This is a genomic window from Paenibacillus xylanilyticus, from assembly GCF_013359935.1.
Classification (GTDB): domain Bacteria; phylum Bacillota; class Bacilli; order Paenibacillales; family Paenibacillaceae; genus Paenibacillus; species Paenibacillus xylanilyticus.
Genome location: NZ_JABMCB010000206.1, coordinates 399,199 through 413,044, shown reverse-complemented (window position 1 = coordinate 413,044; position 13,846 = coordinate 399,199). Strand labels below are relative to the sequence as shown.

The following is a 13,846-nucleotide window of genomic DNA, read 5'->3' as shown; positions in this document are numbered from 1 at the left end:
CATTCCTCCAACTGCTTCTATAGTAACATAAATCTCGCAAAAAACAATCATTTTCATTCAAAATAATTTAGAAACCTTCAAAAATTCGCAACTTTCGACTTTTTCACTCCAGTATCTCCCATAATATAAACTAAAACGTTCACTTTCATCCAATACTAAAATCCTATCCCTGTAGTTTCTACTCCCTAACAAGCGATAGTATCTTCTATCCTTGCTCAAACATCAAAAAACCTGCAGCTGTTACATTGCAGGATTATCAAACATCTATGGGTTCATCCCTGGTTTGGGTTTAAGCCATTTTCCCTCTTCATTAATAAAAGCACCTTTGAAGCGTCCCATCTCCAACTGCTCAATCAGCTTATTTTCATCGGTAGCCAGGATCGCTGCCAGCTGTTCGGATGTGTAATAATCATTGGGATCATAATCCAATAAAAGAGGAACTGCTGTATCATACAGTTCTTTAATCATATTCTCGAACGATTGCCTTCCCAGGTCTTCCATATCCCTATAAAACTGCAGAGGGTGAGACACCATGTTTCGAAAAGACTTGTTCTCCAGGTTCATCCAAAGCGTATTACATGCCTGGACACTCATGTAGTTTTGCTCTACATCGAAAAATTGAATATCCTCAATCTTCATATACTTCTCCTGAAAAGCAACAATCTTGATCATGGGTACGCCCCGTTTGCGGGAAGCTTTCTTCAAATGGGCTCTAAACTGTTCGTAGTTCATTTCTTTCATCCACTTACACCTGCCTTTACATGTTCCATTCGACATTTTACAACAAAACCGCACAGAGTGTAAGATTCTCCTATAAAATAAACAAAACCGCACAGCATAAGCACGCTGAACGGTCTATAGGATTGGATAAGGATTGGATAAGAACTGGATCAGCCAGGAACGCCACTTTTTGCCCAAGATGCTGTGAATTCCTGTTCATTATAATCATAAAATAGCTGCAGTATCGTCTCCCGATCATCTAGAAACAGCTGATCAGCTATGGCAGACACAAGCTTCGGAACAGCACTCTTGGTACCGGAGATTGCAGAGGCGGACAAGCCACAACTTGCAAGAGCCGAGTAATTGAAAACGAATAACCCATGCAGCTGTGATTCACCTGCTTCACTTCTGCTTGTCATGGCAAATCCGGAAGTAAGGAAGGGATGTGCATCCAGCAGCTCATTGCGATGCTCAGGCGGAGCCTGATAACAATCTGCCCAACGAGCAATATGTTTTTCCACCAGTTGGAGTTCTGGTCGTAATGCGGGATCACTTAACAGCCCCGTACTAATCACCAGGAAATCAAAAGCAAATTGCCCCTCAGCCGTCGTGACCACTGCTCCATTGTCGTTCGCTTCCACATTGAGCCAAGGTGAATTCAAATGTAATTCGAACCCTGGCCAAGCCGCAGCCCGGTTGAAGGTATCATTGGTTGGAGGCTGATTAAATTGAAAAAAGTGTGAGATAACCGCGTATTTGTCGGCTGCCCGTAATGCATGGAAACGTTCAATCATTCCGGATTGCTCCATCTGACGTATGGGATTTACACTTGGAAGTTGTTCTCTCCGCACAAATACATGAGCTTCAGCCGCACCTGCTGCGAGTGCAAAACTCGCATTATCAAAAGCAGAAGCACCTCCCCCAAGCACTGCAATTCTTTTGCCCCGCAGCCGTTCATAATCGATAGCCTCCGAAGTATGAGCATACAGCTCTCTTGGCAATCGTTCGGCAATCATGGGTGGTACATGCCACTCTCCCCCTCCCTGTATACCGGTGGCCAGCACAACTTTACGCGCGAGTAGCTGACCCGAAGCAGCTCCGGGACCCTCCACGTGAAGTTGATGGACTCCTTCAGGCATGGGTTCGATCATTTTTAATTTCACTTCGTTGACTACAGGCAAATTCAACACTTCCCTGTACCAACGCAAATAATTCATCCAATCCCCGCGTGGAATCTTGTCCAGCGCCTGCCAACCTTCAGGTCCAACCTGTGCTTCCCACCAGGAACGAAACGTTAAGGAGGGAATTCCAAGATCAATGGACGTTAGGTGTTTAGGTGTACGCAGGGTTACCATGCGAGCGTATGTCTCCCAAGGTCCCTCCAGTCCAGCCTTATTTTCGTCGATAATTAGAATGTTGGAAATCCGCTCACGCAGAAGGCCAAAAGCAGCCCCCAGGCCACTCTGTCCGCCACCTACAATAATCACGTCATATACATGTCCATCGGCATGTTTCGTTGGACGCACCCAATCTGCCCCGCCATATGCCAAATAAGTGAGATCGTTTTTTACACGTTGGTTCAAAGCTTCAAGGCTCATGATCCTCAACCCTTTCAATATGCACTTTGTAAAAATTAGATCTATCTTCTTTTTGAAAATCGATGTCAGATTAACGTCAGATCAAGAGGATTCGTTGTATTTTATTGTATCTCCGCGTTATATTACCGTTTATTATATGAGTTCTTTTTCTTGTTTTGAAGTTCACGTCATATTTATTGTCATCACATCTAAAAATAACTAACATGCTTGTGGATAGTAACGAAACAAAGCCTGATGTTCTATCGGTTGTCTATCAGAAACCATAAAGCCACTATTCATGCTCATCTTCATCAAGACAAAAAAAGCAGACCCATAAAAATTCTGGATCTGCCCATCATTAGATATACCATATTATATTTTGTTAGTGATCAATCAATCACAAATGAACAAAAAATATAATCCACTTCTTCAGCAGCTGTCTGATTGTCACCGCAATTCCTTCTTCGAACGAAGTCGCCTGCACCGGACCAATGTTGCGCTCGTACTTTTGTCGGCTTAAAATGAGCGGCTCCTCGGTCAGATATAACATCTCTACAATTTCCCTCATCACAGGCACCCCCAGCCCGATCAAGGACAACCCGATTTTACCCAGCGGCACTACAGGTTTGGTTACACCTGCTGCCTTCTGTGCAATCCGGACGATGTCATTACCTGCGATGATGCCTGAACCGGGAATATTCCAGTTCTGCCCATACGTATTCTCCCTGTTTGCCAACTCCACCACCATGACTGCTGCGTCAGGTAAATAGATATACTCCCGCGGAGTCTTCATATTACCGATAAAGAAGGCCATTTTGCCTTTCGCTATGGATTCAAGTGTTGATCCCAGGTAGGATGCCTCATTCGCCGTCGGACCATAATAATCAGGCAAGCGTACAATCATGATTTGGGCTCTGGTCCACTTGCTGCTGAATAACATCTGTTCATAGGCCAGTCTTGTTTTTCCTTTTCGGGTATGGGGCTGCTTCGGATGTTCTTCCGTTACCTCATTCATTTGGCTTCTACCATAAGGGTATATACCATCTATGACAACGACCTTCAGAGCCAACTGCTCTGCTGCCTTCATAACAGATTCACCCAGAGGTAGCAGCCTGCTCTCCATCTCGTTATACGGGACGTTGGCACAGTGAAACATCACATCAACTTCCTGGGAAGCAGCAATGATCTCATTCGGTTCGAAGGCATCCCCCACGGCGAGCTGAAGGTGACTTGGAGACCCCAATGCTGCAGCAAGCTGTTCCAATTTGTGTCGTGAACGCCCATATGCCACAGTCGATATCCCCCGGTTAATCAATTCCTGTGTAACTGCCACACCTGTTCCGCCTGTTGCCCCGATAACAATAGCTTTTTTCATGTCCATTCTCCTTTTCCTGTTTAGTTATTGATCAATAACTATTGTTGAAAAGGGTAATAACCCTCTCTATCTCTCTTTGAGCTCAGGCATATCCAGTGCTGTCGATATATTGCATAACATGCCGATCGCCAGGAAAACCAACGTTCTTTGCTTCGCATCGGCAATGCCTGCATTGCTAAAAGCATTCAAAACCATCGTTCTTACTTCGCCAAAACCTTTTTGCATTGCCTGCCGGATGACATCTTCCTGAATGGTTTGTGCTTGCATCTGGAGCATAATTTCGCTTTTGTGAGACTCCAAAATCTGCTCGTACGCTTCAATCAACTCGCTCTCCAGTTGATCCGGTGTGGCCGTTTCCACCACCAGCCGAAACGAATCTATGACCCGCGTCCATGAAACTTCAAGTGCAGTCAGCAACAGCGCTTCTTTTGTTTTGAAAAAGCGAAAAATATACGGTTGCGAAATCTGTGCCCTTTCAGCTACTTGAGCTGTCGTTGCACGGTAGTAGCCGATCTCTGCAAATACTTCGATGGCTGCCGAGATTATATCGTTCCGCCGATTCACTGAAGCCGTTGTATCTTTGGTCATATTATTCACCTCTAACCATAGTTATTAATTGATCAATAGCTTGAAGTATATAGGATACCAGCCGTTTTTGCAAAAGATCTCTCTAGCCATTTTGAGTTGGCGGGTAATTATACTGCTGCTGAATTCGCGTTACAGTTGTATTCATTCATTATCCTTGCCCAGTAGAGTTGATAAATGTCTCATTCACAACATTATTACGATATTTCTCTCTAAAACTGGACATGCTACTCCATAAAGAGCCGACAAAAAAAGTCTAATTCATGTGCATATTTTTTCATATGAATTTGGCTTGCAAAATAAAAATAGCCATGATATATTAGTTGAGCTATCAATGATTGATACGTCAATGATTGATACGTCAATGATTGAGGCGTCCATTATTTTTTATTAGCAATGGCACTGCATAAAGGCCACAATCGGATTGTGTGAACATAAGCCGTTGTTCATGTCCAGATTCACCCGGGAGGTCTAGTCATGACACGTATCGTTTCAAAGGAAGAGCAGATCATCAACCTGCTCAATGCACTTGGCAACAAAATCAGTCCCAAGTTCGAGCGCTGCACTGGGATCAGTTCATCACGTTTTGAGATTTTGCATGAATTGGATCAGGTCGACGAGATCAACCAGTCGATGCTGCAAAAAATCATTAATATTGATAGTGCCGCCATTACCCGCCATTTGAAGCAGCTGGAAGCTGACGGCATGGTGAGCAGACGCAAAAATCCGGTAGACAATCGGGTCACCTTTGTTCGTCTGACCGATGATGGTCGCAAACATATTGAAGGTTACAAAGTAGAGAAGAAAAATTTCATTCATCAGATTTTACACGACTTCAGTGAAGAGGAAATTCAAGCTCTCGCGAGTTATCTCGAACGAATGCAAAACAATTTTTAATAACCCTTTTACAAAGGAGAGATTCATTTCATGAGTACCTTTCAAAGTACGTTCCAAAAGACAAATGATTTTAACGAAATCACGTATGGCCGTCGTTCCGTTAAACTTTATGATCCAGAGGTAAAAATCAGCCGTGAAGAAATGACCGAAATTTTGGGAGAAGCTTCCCGTGCACCATCCTCCATCAACCTGCAGCCTTGGCGTTTCCTGGTTGTGGACACCGCTGAAGGAAAAGAGAAGCTTGCTCCTCTTGCCAGATTTAATCAAAATCAGGTTCTGACTTCTTCCGCAGTCATTGGCGTGTTTATCGACATGAACAATGTTGAGTATATGGATGAGATTTTTGGTAAAGCTGTAGAACTCGGTTATATGCCACAAGAAGTGAAGGATATGCAGCTAGCCAAAGTAATGCCTTATTACGATGTTATGCCACCTTCCGCCCTTCGCGATGTCAACCTGATTGATGCAGGTCTGGTTTCCATGCAATTGATGCTTGTCGCACGTGCGCATGGTTATGATACAAACCCTATTGGCGGTTATGAAAAAGACCAGATCGCTGAAGCCTTCGGTATGGACAAAGAACGCTATCAACCAGTCATGCTGATCTCCATTGGCAAATCAGCCAAAGATGGTCATCCATCCTACCGTCTGCCTGTTGATACCATTACAACTTGGGCATAATCATCTTATCTTCACCTTTTTAATGAATAGCGTCACCCTTAACATTTCGGCACCATTCAAACAAATTTATATACATTAACGGAGGTAAATACACATGATTATCATTCACGCACACCTGCAAATTCAACCGGAACAAGAGCAAGCTTTCCTCTCCGCAGCCAAAGAACTCGTTGCAGCAACACGCAATGAAGAAGGCAATATCAGCTATGCTCTGAACAAAAGCACAGAACAAGAACATCAATATGTCATGATCGAATTGTGGAAAGACGAAGCAGCTACAGCAGCCCATAACGCAAGCACGCATTTCCAAGCATTTGTTCAACAAGCACCCTCTTTCATGGCTGCTCCGATGAACGTTGAAGTATTTGCTGGCGAAGCGGTTAAACACTAAGTCACACTAAGTTTGATCTGATTAATCCAATAACAAGGCATGCAGGCTCCATTAGTGCCATTAAAAGAAGCCGTCTCTAAAGTCATTTTGACTTTGGAACGGCTTTTTCCATTGAAAAAAAGATATTTCAATCTTAGCTATTATTTTGTATCAGAAATTCATTGCAAAGAAAGGGCAAACGGAATAATGTTCTGCGCGACATCAAACTCTCGATGAGTTGAACCGATGTTGTTCATATTGACTTCAAAAAGCCATATTTGGCTTGACGGGTCGATTCCCACATCGATCCCTAACTCACATATTCGATCTGTTACACTGCCGGCAATATGATCGGCCATTTTTAATGCGAACCGTTTAAGCATGGCAAACATAACCTGTTGTTTATCGGAAAACTCGTGCCGTGACAGCCAATCCCATGTTGTAACAGCACGCAGAGAGTCTGGATGATTGACCACCTTATGATCACGTTGCGTCGACAAAAAGGGAAATGCCGATATAAGCGACCATTCGCCTTCTCCGTTACGAACAAGATGAAGCCTAATATGGAAAGGAAGCCCACTCCGGGTTTCACTTCGGATAAACTTTTGAACGATATGGCTGTTTTTGTTGGCGATCATCGTGATCCATTCGGCGAATTCCTTCTCACTCATTTTGTGAATATGCTGATGGTCCTTTACGGCATAACCATTCTCTTCCCGCTGAACAATGAGTATCCCTTCACCCAATGACCCCCGAGAGGGTTTGATAATAGAAGTACCGTGCGTATCAATAAAAGCTGGAACCTCGTCAGTGTGTTTAACTGCTTGATAAGGGATAAGATGAGTCGACAGCTCCGGATCCTTTTGTACAAATTCATATATCTTTTTCTTGCTAAGGGATTCACCACTTCGTTCGTCCGTAAAAGGAACATGTGTCAAAGCAGCGTAAACATTATCGTAACTCGCATTGCCGCGCTCCTTCAATCGGTCGTAGACCACATTAGGAAAAGGGCAGTACCGGGCTTCCCACTCTCCATCCTGATAGACGTAGCCTTTGATGAACCGCAATTCAGCATGCACATCCGTTGGGCCAAAATAATAGAATTCTGCGTCATTCCACTTCGCTGCGTAAGCGCAGGCAGCTGCCAACGGTTCGTCTGCTGAGTCAGCAGTCAGCATCGCCACAACGGGACTCGACACCATGCGCCCTGCCTTCGCCACATACTGTGCATATTCAATCGCTTTTGCCGCCCGTTCCCGCTCATGAAATCGCGTTTGAGGACTTATGTTGGCTTCCAGAAACAATAATTGCCCTTCAGGGGTCACTATATAATCCATCCCGAGCTCATCGATCAGAAAGGAGTACGAACGATTCATTATTTCTGCCATCCGAATAGAAAGCCGTTCCATTTCACGGATGATCTGATCTGCATCATCTGAAAGTAACTGCTGCAACACGTTTTTTGCATCCTCGGTACAGCCGCCTTGGTTTAAATTGCTAATGATGGAATTCGGGGCGCCGATTATAGGGTACACCTTGGTTACCGCCCACCGTCCCGTACCATTGCGCTGAATATGTACTCGGAAGTTCACGACCTCCTTCATTTCTGTTATCGAAGGAAAATAAGGCTGAATAATATACGATCCTTGTGCCAAAACGTCCTGTACACGCTTCTCCAAATCAGTATAATCGAGCTGGCTTTCCTCGGCATGCTGGCGCCATAAGTAGTTTTGTTCCTTTTTCTTCACGGTAAAAATAGAATTATCCCTGCACCCCTGATCGGGTTTGACGATTATTTCATTATGCACATCCAAAAATGCCAGCAGTCCATTCAGATCTAGCAACCGCTCTGTTGGCACCATATGATCCTGGAATAATGGCTCCAGTTTCTTATGAATCTCATATTTGCCTTGGATCAGAAATGTCGTAAAAGGCACCCTGCGGCGCAGCCACTTCTCACTCTCTGGTCTGCTCTTAACCGGATCAGGTGCTTCATTTAAAATTACGTCCGGCAGGGAGATCCTCTTCTCCATCCAGGAGTCTCCTACCTGAAATTTCCCTTTAATGCTTCCCTGCTCCATATCAATGCAGCTGGCATCAAAGAAAAATACATCTACACCCTGTCTCCATCCCTCTGCAACCAACTCGCTGATTCGTCTCTCGGGCAGTGTTTGTAGAGGATCGTTTTTGCGATATACACCGATTAACAACTAACCACCTCATATCGAAAATTCTAAAGCCGATTATACATGGCAGGGCTGAACATATTCTGAACACAGAAGGGCGAGCATCCACGTAGGTGAATACTCGCCCGTCACTATAATTATCTATCAAAAATATATTATTTGCATTCGTCACTTATTTGATCCACTCTACAATTCCGCGGCATGGTTTTGTTTCTTCATTGATAACTAATTCAGGATTAGCATCCTAAGATTCAATGATAATCAGACTACATAATATGAATATACGTTTAATACAATATAAGCAATCGATCGTGTCGACCGATAGCTCACCCTACAGAACATATCACTTCAGGTTTTAACCTTTTTCACTACAAAAGTACTTGCATGCGTAACCTTTTTTTGTCCACTTTATCCACGGCGGTTCGCGGCAGAGTATCGAGAATATATATCTTCGTTGGCCATTTATATTGTGCTAGCCTGAGTTCACAAAACGCCCACAATCCTTCCAGCTCTAGGCTACCACCTTCACGTAGAACGATGCAAGCAACGAGTTCCTCTCCTTCATTGGGTTGTGGAAGTCCGATAACGGCAACCTCTATAACCTGTTCGTGAGTCATGATCACTTGTTCCACTTCAGGACAAAACACATTTGAACCATTTATGATGACCATATCCTTGAAACGATCCAGCACATATAGATATCCTTCACCATCCAAACACCCTACATCACCAGTTCGTATCCATCCATTGCTTATTGCTTCGCTAGAAGCCTCTGGTTGATGCCAATACCCCAACATCGTTTGGGATCCGCGAACTACAATTTCGCCAGGTTCATTATCTAGTGCATCCTGCCCCTCTTCAGTGACGATTCGTACCTGAAAGGCTTTTTCTCCTTGTGCAGCAAAATCCGAAGGACGCCCTACTGAGCGAAGACGGATCGGATCATCCATATGAAGTGCAGGCAGTAGTCGACTGATCGCCATTCCACATTCTGCTTGAGAGTAATTGTTAACGATCAACGCTCCTGGAAACTGTTGAACCGCATTCTTTAGGGTATCCGGTGAAATGACAGATCCTCCACAACCAATAACCTTAAGGCTTGGTAAATCTTTACCCATAACGGATACCTCACTGGTCAGGTCACGCAGCAATTGTCCGACCGTACTGAGGTGCGAAATCTGTTCGCGTTCCACTGCCTCAACGATACGCTGAACGTTAGCCGGATATTCATCTAGAAAGACCAGGCAGCCTCCGGCTGCCATGGTTGCCCACAGTTGGAATTGGCCGACTAGGTGAGATAGATTAAGTACTAACACTCGACGATCCATGTCATACCCCAAGCCTTTAGTAGGCGTACATTGATTCCATGCTGAAATTCCGAGATGTGAATGCATTACTCCCTTTGGTCTGCCAGTCGTTCCTCCTGTAAAAATTAAAACGGCGGTATCCTCCATTTTGCGGTCAATCGCTTCAATGGATTGTAATTCCAAATTCTGGTGTAAAATAGATCCCACTGAATCAGAAACAGAACCTTCTTCAGTCGCAAAAAGTATTGGAGATCTCGAAAGAAGTTTTACAGCGGAGTAAGCTGCCTTGGCGTGACGGTTATCATGGATCAGGAATTTGGGCTCAGCGTTCTCAAGAATCGCTGCAATCTCTGGAGGACTTAGCAACGGTGAAATCACTGTTGGTATTGCACCCACCTCAACCGCTGCATAGAGTGAAACAACCATTTGGGGATCAGGATCCCCGAGAATAGCAAGCCGATCCCCTGGTTGAAGACCCTCAGCATAGAAGGCACGCCCAAGTTTTTCAGCGAAATGATAGAGCTCACCGTATGTAATTTTCTGCCCGTATCTTAAAAGTGCTGGCGCATCAGAAAACAAACTTGCTGCTAGTGGTAGTCGTTCAAACAGAAACATGTTCACTCCCCTTAATCTGGTTTGAGTACTAGGATTAACGAGAGCATATCATACTATTGGAAAAATTAGACATAACGATTTTCGATTAACATCATTAGATTGTCTAATAATGTATAACTCACTTGACGTTCGTAAATAAACGGCAGCGAGGATGGTTGCCGTCTCTTTTGGTTGTTGAGCTGTCGTGTCCGTTTACACTCTTCTAAGATTACACCGGATCGGTTGGCGCAAAACGGTATTTTGTTGCTTGTTCGTACGCATAGGCTAGTCGCAAAAGGATGGGCTCACTGTAGGCGGTTCCGACAAAAGTAATTCCCTGAGGCCCTTTGGTCGTATAGCCATCTTCCCCGGTGGTGCCTGTTTCCGTATACCCGCCCGGAACGGTAATGACAGGATAACCCGCACGCGCGGACAAATCGAGTCCATCCTCATTGCCCAAAAACAGCAAAGCGTCTAGTCGATGTTCGCGGATTGCGTGATCAATGCCTTGGTCCCGAGATAACTCACGGTTAAGTCGCAAGCTCTCGGAGTATTCCGGTTCAGACAATGTACCACTTGTTTCATTCGACCAAATCAGCGTATCTTGTCCATACTTAAGGGCAACCTCACGGTTTGCTTCGTTATAGGCGATGAGCTCATCTAACGTCCTAACGAAAGCGCCCGGACCAGCTTTGGCTAAATAATCATTCAGCCCTTTTTTAAATTCATACCGCATCACGTCCCAGTCCCACTTCGCACTCTCACAGAGCAAAGATACTGGGTCCACAATGGTGGCTCCATGTTCTTTGCATACAGTAATCGCCCGTTCGATAATCTCCGCTCTTGCTTCATCCAGGCCTTGATAATAAAACCGCGGAACGCCAATTCTCGCACCTCGCAGGCCATCCGCATCCAGGAAGGACGTGTAATCTGTATAGGCTGCCCGTCCATTCTCATGCATCGCTGCATCATCCGGATCCACCGCAGTCATCGCACCGAGCAAAATCGCAGCATCCCGGACCGTACGCGTCATTGGGCCGGCTGAATCCTGGCTATTCGTAATCGGAATAATTCCTGTACGACTGACCAGGCCGATTGTCGGTTTAAGACCAACGAGGCAGTTTTGGGAGGCCGGGCTAATAATTGAACCCGAAGTCTCTGTACCCATGGCAGCGGTACACAGATTCGCAGCAACGGCTGCTGCGGAACCTGAACTCGATCCCCCAACGAACAACTCTCCAGGACCGTAAGGATTCAGCGTCTGTCCACCTCTGGAGCTATATCCCGACCACATCGTGCTCGACATGAAGTTCGCCCATTCCGTCATGTTTGCTTTTCCGAGGAATACAGCTCCGGCGGCTCTTAACTGGGCAGCCACGACCGAATCCGTTGATGCAAAATGTTCGGCAAGCGCGACTGAACCGGCACTGGTATGCATGCGGTCTCCTGTATCGATATTATCCTTGAGCAAAATCGGGATGCCGTGAAGCGGTCCGCGTGCTCCATATTCCCTCCGCTCCGCGTCAAGCGCAATGGCAACCTCTATCGCGTCCGGATTGATTTCGAGTACCGATTTCAGCTTAGGGTCGAGCCTTCCAATCCGCTCCAAATACCAGCGAACGCAAACCTCCGACGATAAAGAACCTGTTTCCATCGCTGCCTGTACCGAAACGATGTCTGCCTCTACTAAAAGATCACTTACTGTTTTATCCATTTTTACAGCCTCTCCCTTTTTGCTTGTTACTACTTATGGTTCGACGAACAAATCTGTTGTCCTCTGCCTCGCTGCAAAGATCAGAAGCAGTAATTATAAAAAGACAGCCTTTGTCAGATGTCATTTTTCCCACATGAAATACTTTTCCATGATAATCCCTGCCCTAATTGATAGGAAGTTATGATATATTTTTATGGAGAAGTTTTTTTAAGGGAGAATGGCTATGGTTAAACTTTCGCTTTTTGCAATTACAAAGACAATTGAGTGTTTACCTCCAAGAATTGTCGATCATTTATACATGTACGTCTACAAAGAGTCTACAAACACGACAAAAGAAACCTGGCTATTTGAGGTGATAAAGGAAATCCTCATTCAGAATTTTGGATTTGATACTCCTCATCTGGAGGATCATGTTGAAATCCGGGATAAAAATTATCGCAAAAGACAGCAGAGCAAAAAGTATTGGCTCAAGAAATTTAAAGAAGAACTGGATTCCGTGCCAAATAACCCTGTTTTGATCGAAATAAGTTCTTGGAAACTTGCACTGGAGCAAATGAAAGCATCCAATGGGGGGCTGGATATCGTTGCTGAATCCGAAAGACTGATTGGCGTAAAAGACCTGAATGATTTACCAGCTTTACGTTTGCAACAAATAAGTGAGTGGGCAACCACCAGCTCCACCTATCTTACTGACTATCGCTACTTGTCGAGTAAAAAAACCAATCAGATCAAAAAGGCGATCGATACCGATCTTCATTTTATTGTCGCTGATATTATTGATAAACACGATTTGACGAATGCAGTGGATGTGCAGCCTCATGGCTTGATCGAAGATGTCGTTTTTGCGGAAAAATCAACAAACCTGAAGATCAGAATGGAACTGGACGAAATCACCAACAAACAAACCTACTTCGATGATTATGAGATCAGTGACAATGAGTTTCTGCGCACGATTATCAAAGTGGAAGATGGAGATTTCCTGCTAGCTGATAAAAGCCTTACGAAGTCACTGGATGGTACCGATCGGGATATCATTTTTTACGTCCTATCCCAAAAGGATGAATCGTTCTACACCGACCGTACGATCACCGTTGATATTTCCAAGCTAGTAAGTAAAGCCTACAATTCCTCTGGTGTGAAAAACTATGTTGAAATTGAGAAAAGATTACGTAAAATCAGATCATTCGGCTTCCAGGCCGTGATTAAGAAAAAATCAGAAAAAGCCAGATCTGGTTCTGCGGACTGGTCTATATTTGACTCGGTAGTCATCAACTCCAATCCAAATGGTAGACGTTATGCTGAAATTGTCATCGGTACTTATTTCCACCAACAATATATTAATCAGCAGACCGTTAAGATCTACAGAGACAGCCTTAACTCCATCGAAGGTAACATCTCAAAGATTTTAGTACATGCATTACAGAAAGAACGTCTGGAGCGGTATGTTCAAGGGAACCAATTCATAGATATCTTCCCGCTCAGCTACTTCTTGCGTAAAGTCCGGATGGATAAAAGAAAAACGGAACAAAATATGAAAAAAATCCAGGATGCTCTAGAAGAGTTTAAAAGCCTGAATTTTCTGATTGCTGATTATAAAAGACTGCATTCCTCTTTTGAAATTTCCTTTATTCCATTGACTCACACGGAAATGCATGACTTTTTTGATCAGGCGGAACCGCCTATACAACTTACCTTCCCTATACAAACCGAACTTATTGGAGAATGAACCACATTCTCCAATTTTTTTGTTTATGTACATTTGCCGTGAATGTCGTGCACCGTTTACTTAGCCTAAGCATTTTAGGAATCTCTTTCGATCTACTCTATTGAACTACTTATT

Annotated in this window: 11 protein-coding genes; 4 read left to right on the top strand and 7 right to left on the bottom strand. The window is 44.3% G+C overall.

Features of this window, described 5'->3' with window-relative positions:
* Positions 1-264: 264 nt before the first annotated feature.
* From HP552_RS33755 to HP552_RS33740, 4 genes are all read right to left on the bottom strand, one after another.
* The gene (locus HP552_RS33755) at positions 265-741 is read right to left on the bottom strand and encodes a hypothetical protein (RefSeq protein WP_175399680.1); all 477 of its coding nucleotides are present in this window, start codon (positions 739-741) and stop codon (positions 265-267) included.
* 149 nt (positions 742-890) lie between these two features.
* The gene (locus tag HP552_RS33750) at positions 891-2,318 is read right to left on the bottom strand and encodes an NAD(P)-binding domain-containing protein (RefSeq protein WP_175399679.1); all 1,428 of its coding nucleotides are present in this window, start codon (positions 2,316-2,318) and stop codon (positions 891-893) included.
* 376 nt (positions 2,319-2,694) lie between these two features.
* Positions 2,695-3,672, bottom strand: a complete 978-nt coding sequence (locus HP552_RS33745) for an SDR family NAD(P)-dependent oxidoreductase (protein ID WP_175399678.1) — start codon at positions 3,670-3,672, stop codon at positions 2,695-2,697.
* A gap of 66 nt (positions 3,673-3,738) precedes the next feature.
* Positions 3,739-4,260 carry a TetR/AcrR family transcriptional regulator gene (locus HP552_RS33740; protein ID WP_175399677.1) on the bottom strand — a complete coding sequence of 174 codons (522 nt, stop codon included), beginning with the start codon at positions 4,258-4,260 and terminating at the stop codon, positions 3,739-3,741.
* A gap of 474 nt (positions 4,261-4,734) precedes the next feature.
* Between HP552_RS33740 and HP552_RS33735 the strand changes: the two genes are divergently transcribed.
* The 3 genes from HP552_RS33735 (at position 4,735) to HP552_RS33725 (ending at position 6,226) form a co-directional block, all read left to right on the top strand.
* Positions 4,735-5,154: a MarR family winged helix-turn-helix transcriptional regulator gene (locus HP552_RS33735; protein ID WP_175399676.1), complete on the top strand. Its 420-nt coding sequence runs from the start codon at positions 4,735-4,737 to the stop codon at positions 5,152-5,154.
* Between the two features lie 30 nt (positions 5,155-5,184).
* Positions 5,185-5,835 carry a nitroreductase family protein gene (locus tag HP552_RS33730; protein WP_175399675.1) on the top strand — a complete coding sequence of 217 codons (651 nt, stop codon included), beginning with the start codon at positions 5,185-5,187 and terminating at the stop codon, positions 5,833-5,835.
* Between the two features lie 94 nt (positions 5,836-5,929).
* Positions 5,930-6,226 (top strand): putative quinol monooxygenase, encoded by a 297-nt coding sequence (locus HP552_RS33725; RefSeq protein WP_175399674.1) that lies wholly within the window; start codon positions 5,930-5,932, stop codon positions 6,224-6,226.
* A 158-nt stretch (positions 6,227-6,384) separates the two neighbouring features.
* Here HP552_RS33725 and HP552_RS33720 read toward each other — a convergent pair whose 3' ends face one another.
* The 3 genes from HP552_RS33720 to HP552_RS33710 form a co-directional block, all read right to left on the bottom strand.
* Positions 6,385-8,415, bottom strand: a complete 2,031-nt coding sequence (locus HP552_RS33720) for a YheC/YheD family protein (RefSeq protein ID WP_175399673.1) — start codon at positions 8,413-8,415, stop codon at positions 6,385-6,387.
* 344 nt (positions 8,416-8,759) lie between these two features.
* Positions 8,760-10,313, bottom strand: coding sequence for a class I adenylate-forming enzyme family protein (locus tag HP552_RS33715; protein ID WP_175399672.1), 1,554 nt, complete (start codon positions 10,311-10,313; stop codon positions 8,760-8,762).
* A 208-nt stretch (positions 10,314-10,521) separates the two neighbouring features.
* Positions 10,522-12,006 (bottom strand): amidase family protein, encoded by a 1,485-nt coding sequence (locus HP552_RS33710; RefSeq protein ID WP_175399671.1) that lies wholly within the window; start codon positions 12,004-12,006, stop codon positions 10,522-10,524.
* 223 nt (positions 12,007-12,229) lie between these two features.
* Here HP552_RS33710 and HP552_RS33705 point away from each other — a divergent pair, with 223 nt between their 5' ends.
* Positions 12,230-13,732: a hypothetical protein gene (locus HP552_RS33705; RefSeq protein ID WP_175399670.1), complete on the top strand. Its 1,503-nt coding sequence runs from the start codon at positions 12,230-12,232 to the stop codon at positions 13,730-13,732.
* Positions 13,733-13,846 lie beyond the last annotated feature (114 nt).